This is a genomic window from Achromobacter sp. AONIH1, assembly GCF_002902905.1.
GTDB lineage: Bacteria > Pseudomonadota > Gammaproteobacteria > Burkholderiales > Burkholderiaceae_B > Achromobacter.
The window spans coordinates 5,673,077-5,692,847 of record NZ_CP026124.1 but is presented as its reverse complement, the minus strand read 5'-3'; the positions used below and the strand labels follow the sequence as shown (position 1 = coordinate 5,692,847).

The following is a 19,771-nucleotide window of genomic DNA, read 5'->3' as shown; positions in this document are numbered from 1 at the left end:
ATGCCCAAGATCGTCTTGCTCTGGACCGATATCGCGCTCTGGCTGATGGCGTTGGGGGTGCTGGCCTACGCCTGGTACGTGCGCCGCAGTCCGGCGCTGCGCGCCACCTGGGGGCGTGTCGCGCGCGACACGCCGGCCATGTGTTCGGCCGTGATCCTGGCGGCCTTCGTCATCGTCGGGCTGCTCGATTCCGTCCACTACCGGCCGCTGCTGCCACCGGCGCCGGGCGCGCCGGCCGACGCCGCGCCCGCCTACGCGCCCGTCGTGCGCTCGGCGCTGGACGGGCTGCTGGACGGCAGCGTGTTGACGAGTCCCGAGAAAACCTATTCCACGCCGCTGGCGGTGCGCCAGTTCACCAAGGAAACCACGCTGGTGGACGACAAGCCGGTGCGCGATTTCCCGCTGCTGCGCGGCGCGGGCAAGCACCTGGCCGATCCGGACCGCGACCGTCCCGCCGACGTGCTCAAGCGCCTCGGCCTGGGGCTGGCGGGCGGCCTGGCGGCCGGGCTGGCCGGCACGTTCCTGCTGGCGGCCTGCCTGGCGCGCCGGCGCGGCGGCGTCGTGGCCGCCGCCGCCGAGGTCCTGGGGGGGCGCGGCGAACTGCCGTGGCGCGCCATGAGCCTGACCTTCGTTTTGCTGTGCATGGCGGCGGGCGCGTTGATCGGGCTGTCCACCGGCTATCACGCGCTGGGCACCGACCGCATCGGCAACGACGTGCTGTGGCAGGCCTTGAAGAGCATCCGCACGGCGTTGGTCATCGGCAGCCTGACCACGCTGGCCATGCTGCCGCCGGCCATCGTGTTCGGCATCTCGGCCGGCTATTTCAAGGGCAAGGTCGACGACGCCATCCAGTACCTGTACACCACCATCACCTCGATTCCGGGCGTGCTGCTGGTGGCGGCCTGCGCGCTGATGATGCAGGTCTACATCGACAACCACGCCGAGCTGTACGACACCTCGGCCGCGCGCGCCGATCTGCGCCTGTTCCTGCTGTGCATGATCCTGGGCCTGACCGGCTGGTCCGGCCTGTGCCGCCTGCTGCGCGCCGAGACGCTCAAGCTGCGCGAGCTGGAATATGTGCAGGCGGCGCGGGCCTTCGGCGTGTCGCACTGGCGCATCATGACGCGGCACCTGCTGCCCAACGTGGCGCACCTGGTGCTGATCACCGTGGTGCTGGAGTTCTCGGGGCTGGTGCTGTACGAGGCCGTGCTGTCCTATCTGGGCATCGGCGTGGACCCGAGCATGAATTCCTTTGGCTCGATGATCGACGGCGCCCGCCTGGAGATGTCGCGCGATCCCATGATCTGGTGGAACCTGATGACCGCCTTCGTCTTCATGCTGGCCCTGGTGCTGGCGGCCAACCTGTTCGCCGACGCGGTGCGCGACGCCTTCGATCCGCGCACGCGCCGCTACAAGCCCAGCCGCGTGGCGGGCCTGGCGCGCTCGCTGCGCCAGCGCCGCGCGCAATCCCAGGCTGGCCAGGGAGATGCGCGATGAACGCCGGCTCACCCATGCTCGAAGTCCGTGATCTGGAAATCGACATCGCCGGCGAACGCGGCATCACCCAGGCCGTCAAGCGCCTGGGACTGGCGGTGGCGCGGCGCGAAACCTTCGCGCTGGTCGGCGAGTCAGGCTGCGGCAAGAGCATGACCGCGCTGGCGCTGCTACGGCTGCTGCCCGATGCCGGACGCATCGTGGGCGGACAGATCGACCTGGACGGCGAGGACCTGAACCGCCTGCCGGAAAGCGCGATGCGCGGCGTGCGGGGCGGGCGCATCGGCATGATCTTCCAGGAGCCCTCGACCAGCCTGAACCCAGTCATGCGCGTGGGCGACCAGATCATCGAGACGCTGACCACGCACACCTCGCTGCGCGGCGACACGGCGCGCCTGCGCGCCATCGACTGGCTGAGACGGGTCGGCATTCCCGAGCCCGAGCGGCGCATCGACGACTATCCCTTCCAGTTTTCCGGCGGGCAGAAGCAGCGCGTCATGATCGCCATCGCGCTGGCCGCCGAGCCGCTGCTGCTGATCGCCGACGAGCCGACCACGGCGCTGGACGTCACCGTCCAGGCGCAGGTGCTGGACCTGCTGGCCGACATCCAGCGCGAGCTGGGCATGGCCGTGCTGCTGATCACGCACGACCTGGCGGTGGTGAAGAACGTGGCGCACCATGTCGCGCTGATGCGCGGCGGCGAGATCGTCGAAAGCGCCAGCGCCGAGGAATTCTTTCGCGCGCCGCGCCATCCCTATGCGCGCCAGCTGTTCGACGCCATCCCGACCTTCGACAAGCGCGGCGCGCCGCTGACCGAGCAAGGCCGGCAGGCGCGCCAGGGATCGCGGCGCGGCGAGCGCGGCGCCGGGGCCGTGGTGCTGGACGTGCAGGACCTGCAGGTCCACTACCCGGTGCGCAAGGGGCCGCTGCGCCGCATCGTGTCCTGGGTCAAGGCGGCCGACGGCGTGTCCTTCACGCTGCGCGCCGGCGAGACGCTGGCCCTGCTGGGCGAGTCCGGCTGCGGCAAGACCACCACCGGCAAGGCGCTGCTGCGCCTGATCGACGGCGCGCACGTGTCGGGACGCGCCATGCTGCTGGGGCATGACCTGCTGGCGGCCGACCGGCGCAGCCTGCAGCGGCTGCGGCAGGATATCCAGATCGTGTTCCAGGATCCCTTCGCTTCGCTCGACCCGCGCATGCGGATCGGCGACATCCTGGACGAAGGCCTGGAATCCCTGCGGCGCGGCATGAGCCCGCGGGAGCGCGCCGCGCGCGCGGCCCGGCTGGTCGAGCGCGTGGGCCTGCCGGCCGACACGCTCAGCCGCTATCCGCACGAGTTTTCCGGCGGCCAGCGCCAGCGCATCGCCATCGCCCGCGCGCTGGCGGTCGAGCCCAAGGTGCTGATCTGCGACGAACCCACGTCCGCGCTGGACGTGTCGGTGCAGGCGCAGATCCTGGACCTGCTGAACGAATTGCAGGAAGAGCTGGGCATCGCCTATCTGTTCATCACGCACAACTTCGGCGTGGTGGAATACCTGGCCGATCGTATTGCCGTGATGGACGGCGGGCGCATCGTCGAGCTGGACCAGGCCGATGCCGTGCTGCACGCCCCGCGCCAGGAAGTGACGCGCAAGTTGTTGGCGGCGGTGCCGCGCCTGCAATTCGGCGCCGCGCCCGAAGGTGGTTCCCGCTGAGGCGATGACGCGCGGCAAGCGCGCGGTCGCATCCCGCGCGCCCACGCAAATGCGCGTCCCGATCCTTGCGGAAGGGGACGCGCGCCGGGCCTCGCCGCTCGCCGAGGCGGGCCGGTTCAATGGTCGTCGTGATGATGCGCGCTGCGGGTTTCCAGCCACACCAGGGTGTCGTGCCTCAGGGCGCGCACGCACTGCGCCAGGAAGGCATGCACCGTTTCCAGCTCCGACGCGTCATAGCGGCGCGCCAGCGTGACGACTTGCTCCGTGATCCACTGCCGTTCCTGGGCCAGCATCTGGCAGGTTTCCTCGACCGGCCGGATCACGATCATCCGGCGGTCCAGGGGATGGCGACCGCGTTGCACATAGCCAGCCCCTTCCAGGCGATTGATCAGGGCCGTCGCGCCGCCGGAGCTGATGCCCATCAGCTGGGCCAGTTGTCCGGTGGGCAGTGCGTCGAACTCCATTACCAGCTCCAGCGCTTTCAGATCCGCCAGGGGGATCTCCAGCTTTTCCGCCAGGGCCGCCTGGCAGGCCGCGTTGTACACGGCGAACTGGCGGCCCAGCATCAGGGCGATATCCTCGAGCATTCCGGGGCGCAGCGTGGCGGTGCGGGACTCAGGCATCACGGTCACATGCTCGTGGTGAACGATGGTTTCTTGTTGCAGCATGATTTCGCTCCCTCACGAATCAGGTTGTCGTCATTACTTCTTGGCCGTCAGGCCGCCCGTCAGGCCGCCGAGCAATCCGCCCAGCAACCCGCCGTTGGCCGCGCCGCCGGACGAGCCGGTGGTGCCGCCGGTCGCGCCGCCCAGCAAGCCGCCAAGCAGCCCGCCGTTCGCGCCCGCCGAGGCGCCGGCGCTGGCGCCGCCCGCGCCGGCTCCCGCATTGACGGCCACGCCGCCGAGCAAGCCACCCAACAGTCCGCCGTTGGCCGCGCCACCCGAGGCGCCACCCGCCGTCCCGCCCGAGGCGCCGGCCGTGACGCCGCCGGTCAGTCCGCCCAGCAATCCACCCAGCAGGCCGCCATTGGCCGCGCCGCCAGCCGTGCCGCCCGCGGTGCCGCCGGCCGTGCCGCCGAGCAGGCCGCCCAGCAGACCGCCGTTGGCCGAGCCGCCGGCTGTGACGCCCAGGCTGCCCGTCACGCCCGCCAGCAGGCCGGTGACCGGCGCCAGCAGGCCACCGTTGCCGCCCGCCGGGGTGCCGCCGACGCCGCCCACGCCACCCAGGATGCCGGTGATCGGGCTCAGCAGTCCGCCGTTGCCGCCGGCCGCGCCGCCCAGGCCCAGGCCGCCGGTCAGGGCCGCCACGGTGCCGGTGGCATTGGCCAGCGTGTTGCCCAGCGGGTTGGTGTTGCCCGGCGTGGCGTTGAGCAGGCCGCCCACGCTGCTGACGGTGGCGCCCAGCCCTTGCAGCACGCCGCCCAGGCCCGCGGTGTTGCCGACCTGACCGCCCAGTCCGGCGACGGTGCCGCCCACGTTGTTGAGCAGGCCGGCGACCGGCGCGCCCAGCTTGGTGGTGGCGCCGACCTGCTGGGTCAGGTTGGTGACCGTGCCGGCCAGCGGGCCGACCGTCGGGTCAAGCGCCGCGCCCACGCCGCCCAGCGTCGGGCCCAGGCCCAGCGGCAGGAGGTTGTCCGCGGCCTTGCCCGTATTGGCCAGGGCAGGTTCCAGCACGGGCTTGTAGGGGCCGCTGAGCACGCCGCCGGTCACGCCGCCGACCAGCTTGTTCACCGGGTTGAGCAGGCCGCCCTGGCCGCCCAGGCCCGCGGTCAGCGCGCCCACGGCATTGGTGGCGTTGCCGAGCACGGTCTTGAGCGGATCCGGATTGTTCGGAGAGGCATTGAGCAGGCCGCCCGCGCTGGCCACGGTCTTGCCCAGGCCGTCGACCAGTCCGCCGACGCCGACGCCCAGTCCGCCCGGCAGGCCGGTGCCCTTCACGGTGGTGCCCAGATTGCTGACCAGGCCGCCGGTTTGTTGCAGCACGCCGTTCACGGGCTGGCCCAGGCCGGTCGTCGCGCCGACCTTCTGCGTCAGGCTGACCACCTGGTCGGTCACGGGCTTGACCGTGGGATCGAGCGCCTTGCCGATGCCGCCCAGCGTCGTGCCCAGGTTCAGGGGCAGGACGTTGTCCACGGCCTTGCCGGTATTGCCCAGGGAGGTTTGCAGCGCGCCCGGCGTGGTGGTCGGCGTGGTGGGGCCGCCAGGATCGGGGTTGCCCGGGTTTCCGGGATTGCCGGGGGTGCCGGGGTTGCCCGGCAGGCCGCCGCCCGGGTTGGTCGGGATGTTCGTGCCCGGCAGGCCGGCGGATTTGCTTCCACCGCCGCCACCGCCGCCGCAGGCGGAGAGGGCGCTCATGATGGCGGCCGCCATGACGGTGGCGGTCAGAATGCGTTGCACACGTTGCGTATCGGTCTTGATGTACATGGCGAGCTCCTGGTTTGGAAGGGTCAGACGGCGATACCGCCCGATACCTTTCCTCATGCATAAACCGTGCCAAGTTTTTTCTGGAACCGATTTTGAACGCGATTAATGGAGTTGAAGCTTAATAAATATCCATTTTTTTCAATGGCTTGCGTATCGCTCCAAGGGTTTGCACCAATATTGAGAAACCCGCAAATCTGGGATCGCAAAGAGCCTGCGAATGTTACGAATGCGGCGGATTCGGGGGTTACGTTACGTCCGGCGTTACGTAACGTGATGTTGGAAACCGGCAAAAAAAAGCGCCTGTCGCAACAGGCGCGGGGATATCGTGATTTATCGACGCCCCGGTTTGTCCGGGACGGGGGGCATGCCGTTCAGAATGCGTCGTAATAAAGAGAGTAATTCGCGTTGAAGCGCAGGTCGCGGTTGTCGCCGTTGGAGGTGCGGGAGGCGACGGGCTTGGCGACGTTGAAATCGAATAAATAGTACTTGTCGTCGGTAAACCTCAGGCCGAGCGCCACCGAGGACAGATGGCGCTGGTTCAATTGCTGGAGCGACGCGTTGTTGTACCAGGTGCGGGCATAGTCCACCAGCGCGTAGGGCTGCACATTGCTCAGATACCGCCAGCCTGTGTTGAAACGCCGATTGATTTCCAGCGACGCGCCCACGCCCTTGTCGCCGCTCTGTTCTCCTTGCGGGTAGCCCATGGCGTAGCGCCAGCTGCCGAACGAGACCTGTTCGGACGAGGGCAGGATATTGCTGGAGTATTGGCCGGCCGCGGACAGCACCAGGCCAAACTGCGCCGGCAGCACAAACGTTTGTTTCGCGTTCAGGTTGAAGCGCTTGAAATCCAGGTCCAGGACAGGCACCGAGGAAAACCCGTAATTGGTCGAGATTTCCTTTTTCGCGCCGGCGGCGTCAAAACCCTTGGCCACGCCCAGCGTCACGTCGGTGGCCATGCTCTCCGACAGCTGGATATACCTGAGCTCGGCATTGACGGCGCGCACGCGCGCGTCCTGTTGCAGCCAGCGATCGCTGTTGTTGGCTTCGTAGCGGTCCTTGGAATTGGCCGCGTATACCCCCAGCGTGCCGGTCAGCGAGCGGGTATTGTTGAGCAGGAAGGGGTAGCTCACGCCCAGGCCGATACGGTCATTGCGGACGCGTCGCTGAAATCCCAGGTATTCGATTGCATCGTCCTTGGGACGCGCGTCGTAGTGATAGCCGTCCACCTTCACGGCCAGCCCGTCGGAGCCGATCGGCACGCGGATCTCGCCCATGACGTATTTGACGTCGCCCGACCTGAAAGGCACGGCGGCTGTCAGTTTGATCTGTTCGCCCAGCGGCGTCAGGCTGTTGGTGGCGACATTGACCAGCGGCTGCATGCCCTTGCCCAGCTCGGCCACGCCGCCGGTCAGGCTCACCGGCTGCCGGCTGGCCTCCAGCACCAGTTCAGTGGCGCCGTCCGCGCGCCGGGGCAGGTCCAGGCTGGGCGTGAAGGTCACGCCGGGCACGGTGCGCATCAGGTTGAGCACGCGCTCCAGCGTGGCCTGCCTGAGCGGCTTTTCCTCTTTCAGCCGCTGCGCCAGCGATTCGAGGCGGTCCTTGGCATTGCCGAGGTCGCCGTTGATGCGAACGCTGCCGATATGGCCTTCCACCACCGTCACGACTACCAGACCGTTGGCGAAATCCTGGTTCTGCACCAGGGCGAACGACAGCGGATAGCCGCGGTCGCGATAGAGCTGGGTGATCTTGTCCACATGCTGCACCAGCTCGCCCAGGCTGATTTCCTTGCCGGACAGCGGGCTCAGCAGCGCCGACACCTCTTCGAAGGGCATGGCGTGCACGCCGGATACGTCGAAATGGCGCGGCACGATGCGCTGGGCCAGCCGGGCCTGCAGCGCCAATTGCTCCGGCGTGGGCGCCTGCACCACGGGAGGCGGCTGGTTGGCCGACGCGGGCCTTTCCATCGGCGGCAGCGAATCCACTGGATTGCCGCGCAGCGGGCCGTCTGCGTGGGCGGTTCCTGCGGCCAGCGCGCAGGCCAGCAGTACGTACGAGGGGCTTGCGGGGAGCGTGCGTCTCATGCCTGTCGTGTCTCTGATGTGCCGCGGCATTGCCGCCGGAACGGTAATGGCGATATATACCAAATATCAGTTATTAATGGGGACGCAATATTTACCGGGATAAATGGAGGATTGATGTCAGGCGGTATCTTGCCAGCGCCCATGGGTAATGACAATTTATTTCATTGTGGCCGGATGGCCACTTGCCGTAATTGCCCGGGATGCTGGCCGACGGCACGCTGAAATCAAGTGAAACCGTTGTCTGGCCTGGAGTTCTCAAGGGTTTCCAATATGATTGTTCTGAATATTGGGGGTAGGAGTTACATGTCTGTTGTTGTCACGCTGTGAATGCTGGTATAAACCCTGATGTGTATTAATTGTTAATAGATAAGACTATATACACGTTTCTAAACACTTTCGATTTTCGGGTTAACCGGAGTCCGCAAGATGTGCCAGGATGACCGCAAGACGAGTCGCGGCGAACGTTCGGCAAGACAGGCAGGCCAGGGGCTGCTGCCTCGGGGGCGCGCATGAATCCGGGTGACGTCGTTCCGCTTTCCTTCAATGGCGGCCTGGTCGCGCTGTCGTTCCTGACGGCGGTGCTGGGCTCCTATGTGGCGCTGCTTGCCGCTGTCGGCATCCGCACGGAAACGCAGGACGGCGATATCCGCCTGGGCTATATCCTCATCGGCGCGGTGGCGATGGGCGGCGTCGGTATCTGGAGCATGCACTTCATTGGCATGCAGGCGCAGGACCTGCCCTTCCTGGTTGGTTATCAGGTGGGTTTGACCGTACTCAGCTTCCTGGTTGCCGCGGGGTTCTCCGGGTGGGCTTTCTGGTATGTGGGACGTGACCGTTTCACGATCGGACGCTGCCTGGTCGGCGGCCTGGCCGCAGGCCTGGGCGTCGCCGCCATGCATTATGTCGGCATCAGCGCCATGCGCATGCCGGCAGTATTCCTGTGGAATCTGCCGCTCGTTGTTTTATCGGTTTTGATAGCCGTAATCGCCGCGTCGGCCGCATTATGGCTGGCTTTCAATACGCAAAATGAGCTCCAGCGCGCCGGAGCGGCCGTTTTGATGGCCGTGGCCGTGTGTGGCATGCATTACACCGGCGCCGCGGCGGGCACGGTGGTGTGCGCCGCGCCGCGCGACGGAACCGGCATGCAGATCGGCGGCGTGCTGCTTCCCTATATTGCCTTCGGGCTGTCGGCCGTGGTGCTGGTGCTCATGCGCTGGCACCTGCAGCGGGCCTCCAGCCGTTTTCGCGCTCGCCTGGCGCAGCGCATCGACGCCATCATCGAATCGGCTCCCGCCGTGGAGCCGGGCAGGACCCACGGTCCCACGGTGGGACCGGGTTAGGCACAGGGCCCGGGTGCAGGCCGGCGCCAGCGGGCTTGCGGACGGTTCCTGGCCTTAGCGAGCATGCTTCGCACGCGCGGGCGGCTCAATTGATCAATCGAGACCTTGGGAGCTCGACATGAAAGCGAAACTTGCGCAGTTCTGGAACGATGAGGAAGGCATCACCGCCCTGGAATACGGGCTCATCGCGGGCCTGGTGGCAGTGGCCCTGGTCATAGGCGTTGGCGCGTTCACGGGCAGTCTGAAAGACATGTTCAACGCACTCAAGACCAAGCTGGATACCGCCAGGACCACCTGATGGGTCGGCTGGCGGGCCGGCGGATGGCCCAGTGCCGGCCGCCGGTTCCAAGGGTCCGCCCGGCCAAGGGTGGAGCTGATGACAGAGCAGGAGTCTGAGATGAAAGCCAAGCTCATGCAGTTCTGGAATGACGACGCCGGCATCACGGCGCTGGAGTATGGCCTGATCGCCGGACTGGTCGCGGTCGCGCTGATCGCGTCGGTGGGCTTGTTCACCGGCAGTCTTCAGAGCATGTACCAGGCGCTCAAGGCGAAGCTCGACGCGGCCCAGGGCACCTGAGGCCCTCGGGAACAAGCCCGGCGCGCCGCGGACGGTCCAGGTTCCGGGGCCCCGCCCGCGGACTGCCGCGGTGGTGTTCGCGATGCACGGATTGGAGGGGCGGCGTCCGTTCGGACGGACGCGCTGCGGTCGTATCGGTAACCGTTGGAAGGTCGTGCCTTGTATCCAGGGGAAGCGCTGTGGTGGCTGTTGTTCGCATACTGGAATCTGGTGTTGATCCACGCCGATCTGCGCCATCGCCGCGTTCCCAATACGCTCATCGTCGCGGGATTCGCGGGGCAGCTGCTTTGGCTGCTGGCCGCCTGGCTGGTTCCTGGCTGGATGCCTCCGCCGCGTTGGGCCGGCTGGGGCATGGCGCTGGCAGGCTTTTTCTGCGCCTTCCTGTTCCTGCCTGTTTGGGCGCGGCGCAAGATGGGCGCGGGCGATGTCAAGGCCATCGCCATACTCGGCCTGCTGCTGGGCTTCGCGCCGCTGATGGTGACGCTGGTGGGGGCGAGCCTGCTGGCGGGCCTGCATGCGCTGGCCTATTTGCTGATCAACCGCCATTGGGCGCTGGCCGACCGCTGGAAGCAGATTCCCTATGGCGCGTATCTGGGCGCCGCCGCGCTCAGCGTGGTGTTTATTCCCTTGAATTCGGTCTGGTATTCGTGGTGTTTTTCCTGGTGTTCTACGGGATCCTGACCTACTCCTTGGTGTTCGCCGCACAGCATTCCATCACGCTGGCCGCGCAGGACGGCGCGCGCAAGGTGCTGCAATGGCAGGCCGGCACGCCGTCGCTGACGGCCCGCGCCAATGCCGGCCGCGACACCGCGCTGGCCCTGGCCAACTGGGTCAGCACAATGTCCTCCGCGCCGGTCAAGGTGGCGGTCTGCGGCAGCACCGGCACGCTCAGCAGCGCCGGCGGCGGCGCCTGCAGCGGCATGACGCTGGCCAAGGACCAGATCGAAGTGACGGTGTCCTATGCCTATGGCGCGCACCCGCTGATCCCCGCCTTTCCGTTCCTGCAGGATGCGCTGATGTCCGCATCCAGCGTGCTCAGCGCGCGGGCCACCGTGTATCTCGGCAACACCATGGACGGAGATACCTGAGCCATGCGGCCCGCGATGAAGCCCACTCCTGATCGCCATGGCGCATGCCGCGGGCAGCGCGGCATCGCCGCGCTGGAGTTCTCGCTGACCTTGACCATGCTGCTGATGTTCATCTGCGCCGTGGTCGGCTATGGCGTGCTGTTCTGGATGCAGCAACAGCTGGCCGCGGCGGCCAACGAAGGCGCCCGCGCCGCCGTGTTCGCGCGCTTCTCGGGCGCGCCCGACGTGAATGGCGCGGCCTGCACGGCGGCGATGGGCGTGTTCTCGACCGGCTCCGCGGTGGGCTGCGCCATCACCCGCGCGCCTTGCGCCTGGAGCGGCGCGGGCGGACAGACGGCCAACTGCGCCACGATCTCCATGACCTACAACACCCAGTCCTGGCCGGTGCTGGCCACCATGCAGGCGCTCATCGCCATGCTGCCCGGCACGAACAAGGACTGGATCCCGTCCAGATTGTCTTCCAAAGCCACCGTGCAAATCTCACAAGGGACACCATGAGCAGCCTGAGCAAGATCATCGCGGGCGTGTTGTTGGCGGCTGGGCTCGTGCTGGCTTTCGTGGCCTGGCGCCTGGCGTCGGCGCCGTCCTCGCCGCCGCAGCCGGTCTCGCCCGTCGCGGCCAGCGCGCCGGCGCCGCAGGAGCCGGTCAAGTTCTATCCCGTGGTGGTGGCGGCCAAGGCGATCCCGGCCGGTACGCGCATCGCGCCGGACATGCTGGAAGTGGCGAAGTGGCAGGTGGCCCTGTCGGGCGGCTTTCCGGCGGCCGACCTGCTCGCCGGCGCGATCGTGCGCACCGACGTCGCCGTGGGCGATCCCCTCTTGCCGTCCATGCTGGCGCATGGCATGGCCAGCCTGCTGCAGCCGGGCGAACGCGCGCTGGCGGTGGCGGTGGATGAAGTGAGCGGCGGCGGCAATCGCATCCTGCCGGGCGATTTCGTCGATGTGTTCTTCATGCTGGACAAGAGCTCGGAAGTGCAGGCGGGCCAGGCGCGCCTGCTGCAATCGCAGCTGCGCGTGCTGGCCTATGGCGCGAACTCGCTGGACGGCCCGGAAGAGAAATCGCTGTTGCAGCAGGGCGCGCCCGCGCAGCCGGCCAAGACGGCGGTGCTGGCGGTGCCGGTCGAGCGCGTCAGCGAGCTGATGCTGGCCAGCCGCGCCGGACGGCTGCAGCTGGCGCTGCGTCCGCTGGGTGACGCGGGCGTGCCCGATATCGCCCTGTTTCCGCAGCGCCGCGCGGCGATGCAGGCGCGCGCCGACCTGACGCCCGGACAGCGCGAGCTGCTCGACAGCGGCCCCAACAGGGCCTATGGCGGCGACACCCTGTTGCAAATGGACGGCACCACGCTGTCGCCGCGCCAGGCCGCGCGCGGGTCGGGCGGTGGCGGGCGCAGCGTGGAAATCGTCAGGGGAGACAAATCCGAACGCGTGCGCTATTGAACCCGGCTGCCGCCGGCAGCCCTGTGTACAGGCCCCAGAGACCGCAACCATAATCTGACCGAGCATGATGAAGAGATATCAGTTGTCCATGGCGCAGGCGCGCCACACGCATCGCAAGAATGGGATATCGCTCCATCGGGGCCGCGCGGAGCCGGCTTTGCCGGTCCGCGGTGACGCCCTCCTCAGGGAGGCATGCGTGGCGCCGCGAGGGTGGGCTGCCCTGCGGCGCTCTGCCTTGGTGATCTGCGCGCTGGCCGCCGCGGCGACGCTGGCCGGCAGCCCGGCCGCGATGGCGCAGAACGCCGCGCCGGCGCAGGGAGCCGTGGCGCCCGCAGGCAATATCGCGGTGGCGGTCAGGGGGCAGCAGACCCTGATGCTTGGCGGCGCGCCGTCGCGCATCGCCATTGGCGATCCGGAAGTGGCCGATGTGAAAGTGCTGCCGGCGTCCGGCAAGCGCGCCGCGTCGGTGCTGGTCTATGGCAAGAAGGCCGGCACCACCCAGCTGCAGGTATGGAGCGGCGCCAATGCCGCGCCGCAGGTCTGGAACGTGCGTGTGTCAGGCCCGGTCCAGGGCGTGCTGGCCGGGCGCGGCGTGAGTGGCGGGGCCAACGTGGACATGGCCGGCGACAAGGCGGTGTTGTCCGGGCATGCCGAGTCGCAGCTGAGCCATCAGGGTTCCGTGTCGGCGGCGGCCTCGGCCGTGGGCGGCGAGAAGAACGTGGTGGACCTGTCCACCGCCGGGCCGGGCGGCGTGGTCCAGGTCGAGGTCAAGGTGGTCGAGGTGCAGCGTTCCGTGATGAAGCAGGCGGGCATCAGCTTCGCCGGCCGCAGCGGTCCCTGGGGCGGCACCAACTCGATCACGCCCGATGGCTTCACCGCGCCGCTGGGCTTCAACAAGTCCGCGCCGCTGGCCTCGGGATTCTCGCTGTTCTATGACTCGAACAATTTCAGCGCGCGCTTGCGCCTGCTGCAGGGGAACAACATGGCCCGGGTGCTGGCCGAGCCAACCCTGGTGGCGCTGAGCGGGCAGAGCGCCAGCTTCCTGGCTGGCGGCGAACTGCCCGTGCCCGAGGCGGCCGGCCTGGGATCGGTCACGGTCGCATTCAAGCCCTTCGGCATCGGGCTGACCGTCACGCCGACGGTGCTATCGCGCGAGCGCATCGCGCTGAAGGTCGCGCCCGAAGCCAGCGAACTGGACTACAGCAACGGCATTCCACTGGTCACCAGCGCCGATAACGTCACGGTGATCCCGGCGCTGCGCACGCGCCGGGCCGACACCACCATCGAACTGGGCGACGGCGAGAGCTTCGTGATCAGCGGCCTGGTGTCGCGCCAGACCAAGGCGCTGGTGAACAAAGTGCCCATGCTGGGCGACCTGCCGATCATCGGCGCCTTCTTCCGCAGCGTGGACTACAAGCAGGAAGACACCGAGCTGGTCATCGTGGTGACGCCCCGGCTGGTGCGTCCCATCGCGCGCGGCGTATCCCTGCCGCTGCCGGGGGCCAAGCAGGAGGCGAGCGACACCGCGTTCAACGCCTGGGGCTATTACCTGATGGGTCCGATGAGCGGGCAGCAGATGCCGGGTTTTTCACGGTGAGCGACATGAAGACACATGCCAGGGAATGGGTGGGCCTGCAGAGCGGGAACCGCTTCTTGTTTTGTTCCAAGGGCGATGGCGTGGCCGCGCAGCTGGGTCAGGCCATCGGCGATCTGGGGATGCTGACCCAGGAAGCGCCCGCCGTCGAGGACCTGGCCAAGCGCCTGGCCGAGATCGCGCCGCAGGTGGTGTTCCTGGACTTCACGCTGAGCGAGGATGAACCCGGCAAGCTGTTCCGTTCGGCCGAGCTGGCCCGCTTGCTGGCGCGCATCGCGCCGGGCATTCCCAGGGTCGCGGTGGGCCTGCTCAGCCAGCCCGAAGGCGCCATCGCCGCCTTGCGCGCCGGGGTCAGCGATTTCGTCGATCCCTCGGTCGCGCCGCAGGAAGTGAAGGACGTGGTGCAGCGCCTGCTGGACACGCCCGTCGCCGGCGGCGGGCGCGCCGACGGCCAGCGGCGCAGCGTGCTGCTGCTGGGCACCCGTCCGGGCGTGGGCACCAGCACGCTGGCCGTGCACCTGGCCGGCCTGGTGCAGGACCGCATGAAGCAGGCGCATGCGCTGCGTGCCGGGGCTAGCGGCGCCAAGCCGTCCAAAACCGCCGAGGCCGGCGCCATGCAGCCGCTGTCCAGCCGCGTGGCGCTGCTGGACCTGGGTTGGCCGGTGGGCGATTGCCAGCTCTATCTGAACATCGGCAGCGACTTCGATTTCGCCGAGGCCGCGCGCAACCTGCGCCGCCTGGATCCGACCCTGCTGGGCTCGGCGATGGCGCACACGGCCAACGGCCTGAGCGTGCTGGCCCTGCCGCGCGATCTGGGCCAGATGCGCGATATCTCGCAATCCGATTCGCTGCTGGTGTTCGAGCGGCTGCGCCAGCATTTCGGCGTGGTGGTGGCCGATGCCGGCGGCTTCAACAATCCTGATTTCGTGGCCGGCCTGGCGCGCACTTCGCAGCAGAACTGGATCGTGACCGACCAGAGCGTGGGCGCGCTGGTGTCGCTGGCCGGCCTGTTGCAGGAACTGGAGCAGCTGCACGTGGATCGGCGCAGCCTGGGCCTGATCGTCAACCGCTATGACGAGCGCTACGGCATGACCGCGCAGCAGATCGCCGAGCGTTTCCAGCTGGAACTGGTCGGCACCTTGCCCGACCGCACGCTGGCCCTGATGGTCTGCACCAACCAGGGCCGCCTGCTGCACGAGGAGGCCGAGCGCGACGTCTATGTGCGCGCCGTGCATGCGCTGGCGGAAAAACTGAGCACGGAAGAACACACGCCCGGCGGGCGCGCGAGCTGGCTGGCCACCTGGCTGCCGGGCGTGCATCGCCGCATGGTGGTGGATTGACAAGGGACGGCGGCGGAATCCGACATGATCATGACAGGCACCATAGAATTCGGCGGCGACGGCGACCGGGGCTTTTCCGCTTCGAATCGCTACCAGGAAATCAAGACGGCGGCCTACGAGCACCTGCTGTCCCGCATCGAGGAACTGGGGGCGGAATTCGGCCGCTGGGCCCGCACGGCCATCCAGGAATTCGTCGATATCGAGGTGGCCAGCTTCGTGCGCCTGCGCCGCGTGCCCATCAACGAGGGCGAGATGCGGCAGATCTCGGAGGCCCTCACCAAGGAGCTGGCCGGGTTGGGGCCGCTCGAAGACCTGCTGGCCGATCCCGCGGTCGAGGACATCCTGATCAACGGCTATGACAACGTGTTCGTGTCGCGGCGGGGCGTGCTGGCGCGCGAGACGCTGCGCTTCACCGACAACCAGCACGTGCTGCGCATCGTGCGCCGCATCCTGGCGCCCATGGGCCGGCGCCTGGACGAGTCGACGCCCATGGTCGATGCCCGCCTGCCGGACGGCGGCCGCCTGAACGTGGTGATCGAGCCGCTGGCGGTGGACGGGCCGATGGTATCGATCCGCAAGTTCCGCCAGGATCCGCTCAAGCCCGCCGACCTGCTGACGCTGGGCACCTTCGACGAAGAGATCTACCGGCTGCTCAGCGAGGCGGTGAAGCACCGCTGCAACATCCTGGTGTCCGGCGGCACCAGCTCGGGCAAGACCTCGCTGCTGAACGCGCTGGCGTTCTTCATCCCGGAAACCGAGCGCGTGGTGACGGTGGAGGACACCGCCGAACTGTCGCTGAACCATCCTCACGTCGTGCGGCTGGAGGCGCGCCAGGGCGGCTTTGACGGCAGCGGCGCGGTCACCATCCGCGAGCTGATCCGCAACAGCCTGCGCATGCGGCCCGACCGCGTCGTGGTGGGCGAGGTTCGGGGCGCCGAGGTGATGGACATGCTGCAGGCCATGAACACCGGCCATGAAGGGTCCATGGCGACCATCCACGCGAACTCGCCGCGCGAATGCCTGTACCGCATCGAGATGCTGGCCGGCTTCGCCGGTTTCCAGGGTAGCGAGGACAGCCTGCGTCGCCAGATCGCCAGCGCGCTGGATTTCATCGTGCAGATCGGGCGCCTGTCCAACGGCAAGCGGCGCGTGCTGTCGGTGACCGAAGTCACGGGCATGGGCGACAACGTGATCTCGACGCAGGAACTCTACCGGCACGAATCCTTCGCCACGCCGGAGGGCGAGGAAAAGGACCGCTGGAACTGGCTGGGCATCCATCCGCATACGCCCAAGCTCGCCAAGATGCGGCACGAGGCGCGTCAGTCCGACGGCGGCGCGCCGGAGTCCGACGGCGGGGGCGGCGGGTTCTGGAGCCGGAGGCGCTGATGCAGCAAGCCCTGGTCCTGGCGGCATTGGCGCTGGTGCTGGCCGTGGCGGCCGTGCTGCTGTGGCGGCACGCCAATAGCGGCGCGCGCCGCGCCGCGAGTTCCGCCTTCCTGGAAAACCAGTTGCGGCGCGCGCGCGACGTGCCGATCGGTGGGGCGACATTCGCCGGCGGGGCGCGCGCGGCGCGCAGCGGTTTTTCGTGGTGGGACCGGCTGTTGCTGCTGGCCGGCCTGCGGCATGGCGCAGGACTCTACCTGCGGATCTTCGCGCCCATCGTCGCGGGCGCGCTGCTGGCCTGGGCCTTTTTGGGCGCCTTGTCCGGCTTCGTCACGCTGCTGTTGCTGACCGTCGGCGCCTATTTCCTGCTGTGGCTGCGCGCCGACAAGCGCCAGCGCCGCATGATCTCGCAATTGCCGGCCTTCCTGGACAACATGGTCCGGCTCATCACCATCGGCAACAGCATGGCCTCGGCCTTCCAGACCGCCGCCGCCAGCGCCGACGCGCCGCTGCGCGAGGTGGTCGAGACCGCCGCCGCCCTGAGCCGCTCGGCCAAGGAACTGGACGAGGCGCTGGCGCACGTGTCGCGCCAGTACGGGCTGAAGGAGCTGTACATGGTGGCGGCGGTGGTGTCGATCGCGCTGCGCTTCGGCGGCCGCAGCGATCAGGTGCTGGAGCGCATGGCGGCCTTCATGCGCGACGTCAGCCAGGCCCGCAGCGAGCTGTCGGCCAGCTCGGCCGAGATCCGCCTGTCGGCCTGGATCCTGGCTCTGCTGCCGCTGGGCATCGCCGGTTTCATCATCGTGGCCAACAACGATCTGTTCGTGGGATTGTGGGAGGACCCGCTGGGCTTCAAGATGCTGGCGACCGCCGTGGCGATGCAGGTCGGCGGATCCTATTGGCTGTACCGCATGGCCAAATCCATCTGACGGGGGCGAGGATGCAAGCGCTGGAATCCCTGAACCCGACCCTGGTGCTGGCCATGGCGCTGACCCTGGTGGCCGTCGCCATGCTGGTCCTGGGCGTCAGCATGGTGCGTCGCCTGCGCGGCCAGGGCCGCAGCCGCCAGGTCGTCGATCAGGCGCTGGCCACCCGCAGCGGACGGCCCAAGGCGGCCGAGCCCGAGGAGCCGGGCCGCCTGGCCGCCGCGGCTCGCGCGGCGGATTCCTTCGGCAAGCGCCTGACGGAAGGGCGGCTGGCCGAAGCCCTGATGGCTTCGGAAGACCGCAAGCTGGTCGATATGGCGGGCTACGCGAATCCGGTGGCGGCGCGGTCGCGCTTCGTGGCGGCGCGCTTCGTGCTGGCCATCCTGCTGCCCATCGCGGCGGTGGCGCTGGACCTGGAGAAGAATCTGATCGATTCCTCGGTCGGCGTGCTGATCGCGGCCTTCCTGGGTTTCGCCGTGGGCTACATGTTGCCGAAGATCTTCGTGCGCCGGCGGCTGGCGCGCCGGCGGCGGCAGGCGGCCGACGAACTGCCGCTGCTGATCGATCTGCTGCGCCTGCTGCAGGGCGTGGGCCTGTCCATCGACCAGAGCCTGCAGGTGCTGGTCAAGGAATTCGCCCAGGTGCTGCCAGTGCTGACATACGAGCTGCGGCTGGCCACCGAGCTGCATGTGCGCGGACGCACGCGCGAGCAATCGCTGGCGCGGCTGGCGTCAGGCTTCGACAACGACGATATCTCGGCCATCTGCCGATTGATCGCGCAGGTGGACCAGCATGGCGGCGCGGTGCAGGAGCCGCTTCAGCGCTTCGGCGAGCGGCTGCGCGACAAGCGTCGGCTGGACCTGAAGGAGAAAGTCGGCAAGACCACCGTCAAGATGACGGGGGTGATGATCGTGACCCTGCTGCCGGCCCTGTTGATCGTGACGGGTGGCGCGGGCTTCGTGGCGGTATTGCGCGGTCTGTCGCGCATGGGGGGGATGTGATGGCGGGCGGTATCGGAAGCACGATGGGCAGGCTGCGGTGGGCGGCGCTGGCGGCATTGATGGCGGGCGCGGGCCTGTCGGGGTGCAAGACCAACAACGTCGAGTCGGCGTGGCAACTGATTCAGCAGCAGCAACAGGAGCAGGCGCTGGCGCGGCAGAAGGAGGACGAGGCCGAGAACAAGCGGCGGCCCGCCGAGCCCGAGCTGATGCTGAGCATGATCGCCGAAGCGCAGCGACAGGAGCGCTATTTCGCTTCGCTGGCCTATATCGACGCCTTCCAGCAGCAGTTCGGCAATGATCCGCGTGTCGGGCCGATGCGCGCCGAGGCGCTGCGGCAGACGGGGCAGACCGCCGCCAGCGAGCAGGCGTACCGGGCCTTGCTGGGCACGCCACAGGCCGCCGACGGTTGGCACGGGCTGGGCCTGATCGCCGGCGCGCGCGGCCAGTACGCGCAGGCGGCGGACGATTTCTCGCGCGCGGCCAAGCTGGCGCCGACGGATCCGCGCATTCTGGGCGACCTGGGCTACGCGCGCCTGCGGGCGGGCGATCCCGCCGGCGCCCGGGTGCCGCTGGGCCAGGCCGCCGAACTGGCGCCGGACAATCCCAAGGTGCTGGCCAACCTGGCCCTGTTGTTGCTGGTGGAAGGCGACGCGGTCAAGGCGCAGCGGGTGATGGACCAGGCCAGGCTGGGCGAGGAGGCGCGCGCGCAGGTCCTGCGCCTGGCTTCGGAGGTGCGCAGCCAGAATGCGCCGCCTCCGCTGGCGGACGCCACGCCCTTGCGGACGCCAGCGGCAGGCGCGGCCCCGGTGTCGCCGGTGGTGGGGCCCATGATGGACCGGCTCGGCAACGGGCCCATCGTGCGTTGAGCGCGATTGATGAGCAAACCGATATTTCCCAGGAAAACCGTCATGTTCCCAGACCCGAAACGCGTGACCCTGTGCCTGGCGCTATTCATCAGCGCGAGCGCGACGGCGCAATCGAACGCGCCCCTGACCGGCGCGATGAACGGCGGCGCGCAAGCGCAAGCCGCGCCCGTGCCGGCGGCCGACATGCCGGCGCGCCCCGTGGTGCAGCAGGTCCAGACGCCGATGCCGCCGCCCCAGGCGAGCGCGCCCGAGCCCGAGCCGCGACCTGAAGCCGTGGGCGACATCACGCGCGCGCTGTTCGAGGCGCAGGCCGACGGCCGCCGCGCGGGCGGCGCGCTGCCCATGCTGGGGCCGGTGTCCTCCGCGGCCTGGAACCGGTATCTGGAGAGTTTTTCCCATCCCATTCCCGAGTGGTTCCAGAAGCGGATGGAAACCAAGAACACCAATTAATCAGCATGCGTTCCGCGCGCCCCGGGCCGGTGCCCGGGACGCGCGGGTTCCCCGGTCCAGGCACGCCGGTCTTCGTAT

At 68.4% G+C, this 19,771-nt stretch carries 19 protein-coding genes; 16 read left to right on the top strand and 3 right to left on the bottom strand.

What is annotated here, in order from left to right; genetic code table 11:
- Nucleotides 1–1,497 carry an ABC transporter permease gene (locus tag C2U31_RS25955; RefSeq protein ID WP_103275433.1) on the top strand — a complete coding sequence of 499 codons (1,497 nt, stop codon included), beginning with the start codon at nt 1–3 and terminating at the stop codon, nt 1,495–1,497.
- Nucleotides 1,494–3,188, top strand: a complete 1,695-nt coding sequence (locus C2U31_RS25950; protein WP_103275432.1) for an ABC transporter ATP-binding protein — start codon at nt 1,494–1,496, stop codon at nt 3,186–3,188. The genes C2U31_RS25955 and C2U31_RS25950 overlap by 4 nt, the downstream gene beginning before the upstream one ends.
- Nucleotides 3,189–3,304: 116 nt before the next feature.
- Here C2U31_RS25950 and C2U31_RS25945 read toward each other — a convergent pair whose 3' ends face one another.
- The 3 genes from C2U31_RS25945 to C2U31_RS25935 form a co-directional block, all read right to left on the bottom strand.
- Nucleotides 3,305–3,856 carry a MarR family winged helix-turn-helix transcriptional regulator gene (locus tag C2U31_RS25945; protein WP_103275431.1) on the bottom strand — a complete coding sequence of 184 codons (552 nt, stop codon included), beginning with the start codon at nt 3,854–3,856 and terminating at the stop codon, nt 3,305–3,307.
- A gap of 33 nt (nt 3,857–3,889) precedes the next feature.
- Nucleotides 3,890–5,611 (bottom strand): collagen-like triple helix repeat-containing protein, encoded by a 1,722-nt coding sequence (locus tag C2U31_RS25940; protein WP_103275430.1) that lies wholly within the window; start codon nt 5,609–5,611, stop codon nt 3,890–3,892.
- Nucleotides 5,612–5,982: 371 nt separating this feature from the next.
- The gene (locus tag C2U31_RS25935) at nt 5,983–7,575 is read right to left on the bottom strand and encodes a ShlB/FhaC/HecB family hemolysin secretion/activation protein (protein WP_233772929.1); all 1,593 of its coding nucleotides are present in this window, start codon (nt 7,573–7,575) and stop codon (nt 5,983–5,985) included.
- 626 nt (nt 7,576–8,201) lie between these two features.
- Between C2U31_RS25935 and C2U31_RS25930 the strand changes: the two genes are divergently transcribed.
- The 14 genes from C2U31_RS25930 to C2U31_RS25865 all read left to right on the top strand — a co-directional run bounded on the left by C2U31_RS25930 (nt 8,202) and on the right by C2U31_RS25865 (nt 19,693).
- Nucleotides 8,202–9,032, top strand: coding sequence for an MHYT domain-containing protein (locus C2U31_RS25930; RefSeq protein ID WP_103275428.1), 831 nt, complete (start codon nt 8,202–8,204; stop codon nt 9,030–9,032).
- 118 nt (nt 9,033–9,150) lie between these two features.
- Nucleotides 9,151–9,330: a Flp family type IVb pilin gene (locus C2U31_RS25925; protein ID WP_103275427.1), complete on the top strand. Its 180-nt coding sequence runs from the start codon at nt 9,151–9,153 to the stop codon at nt 9,328–9,330.
- A 99-nt stretch (nt 9,331–9,429) separates the two neighbouring features.
- Nucleotides 9,430–9,609 (top strand): Flp family type IVb pilin, encoded by a 180-nt coding sequence (locus C2U31_RS25920; protein WP_103275426.1) that lies wholly within the window; start codon nt 9,430–9,432, stop codon nt 9,607–9,609.
- A gap of 159 nt (nt 9,610–9,768) precedes the next feature.
- Nucleotides 9,769–10,290, top strand: coding sequence for a prepilin peptidase (locus tag C2U31_RS25915; protein ID WP_158658462.1), 522 nt, complete (start codon nt 9,769–9,771; stop codon nt 10,288–10,290).
- Nucleotides 10,272–10,697, top strand: coding sequence for a pilus assembly protein (locus tag C2U31_RS25910; protein WP_233772506.1), 426 nt, complete (start codon nt 10,272–10,274; stop codon nt 10,695–10,697). Before C2U31_RS25915 ends, C2U31_RS25910 begins: the two co-directional genes overlap by 19 nt.
- Before the next feature lie 15 nt (nt 10,698–10,712).
- Nucleotides 10,713–11,195, top strand: a complete 483-nt coding sequence (locus C2U31_RS25905) for a TadE family protein (RefSeq protein WP_103275425.1) — start codon at nt 10,713–10,715, stop codon at nt 11,193–11,195.
- Nucleotides 11,192–12,133 carry a Flp pilus assembly protein CpaB gene (gene cpaB, locus C2U31_RS25900; RefSeq protein ID WP_103275424.1) on the top strand — a complete coding sequence of 314 codons (942 nt, stop codon included), beginning with the start codon at nt 11,192–11,194 and terminating at the stop codon, nt 12,131–12,133. Before C2U31_RS25905 ends, cpaB begins: the two co-directional genes overlap by 4 nt.
- Before the next feature lie 289 nt (nt 12,134–12,422).
- On the top strand, nt 12,423–13,730 hold the full coding sequence (locus tag C2U31_RS25895; RefSeq protein WP_103276580.1) for a type II and III secretion system protein family protein: 1,308 nt from the start codon (nt 12,423–12,425) through the stop codon (nt 13,728–13,730).
- Nucleotides 13,727–15,067 (top strand): pilus assembly protein CpaE, encoded by a 1,341-nt coding sequence (locus C2U31_RS25890; RefSeq protein ID WP_199770896.1) that lies wholly within the window; start codon nt 13,727–13,729, stop codon nt 15,065–15,067. The genes C2U31_RS25895 and C2U31_RS25890 overlap by 4 nt, the downstream gene beginning before the upstream one ends.
- 24 nt (nt 15,068–15,091) lie before the next feature.
- Nucleotides 15,092–16,453 (top strand): CpaF family protein, encoded by a 1,362-nt coding sequence (locus C2U31_RS25885; protein ID WP_103275423.1) that lies wholly within the window; start codon nt 15,092–15,094, stop codon nt 16,451–16,453.
- Entirely contained in the window at nt 16,453–17,379 is a 927-nt protein-coding gene (locus C2U31_RS25880; RefSeq protein ID WP_103275422.1) for a type II secretion system F family protein, read from the top strand. Before C2U31_RS25885 ends, C2U31_RS25880 begins: the two co-directional genes overlap by 1 nt.
- Before the next feature lie 11 nt (nt 17,380–17,390).
- The gene (locus C2U31_RS25875) at nt 17,391–18,377 is read left to right on the top strand and encodes a type II secretion system F family protein (protein WP_103275421.1); all 987 of its coding nucleotides are present in this window, start codon (nt 17,391–17,393) and stop codon (nt 18,375–18,377) included.
- Between the two features lie 23 nt (nt 18,378–18,400).
- Entirely contained in the window at nt 18,401–19,243 is an 843-nt protein-coding gene (locus C2U31_RS25870) for a tetratricopeptide repeat protein (protein ID WP_103275420.1), read from the top strand.
- A 42-nt stretch (nt 19,244–19,285) separates the two neighbouring features.
- Nucleotides 19,286–19,693: a DUF3613 domain-containing protein gene (locus tag C2U31_RS25865; protein WP_103275419.1), complete on the top strand. Its 408-nt coding sequence runs from the start codon at nt 19,286–19,288 to the stop codon at nt 19,691–19,693.
- Nucleotides 19,694–19,771 lie beyond the last annotated feature (78 nt).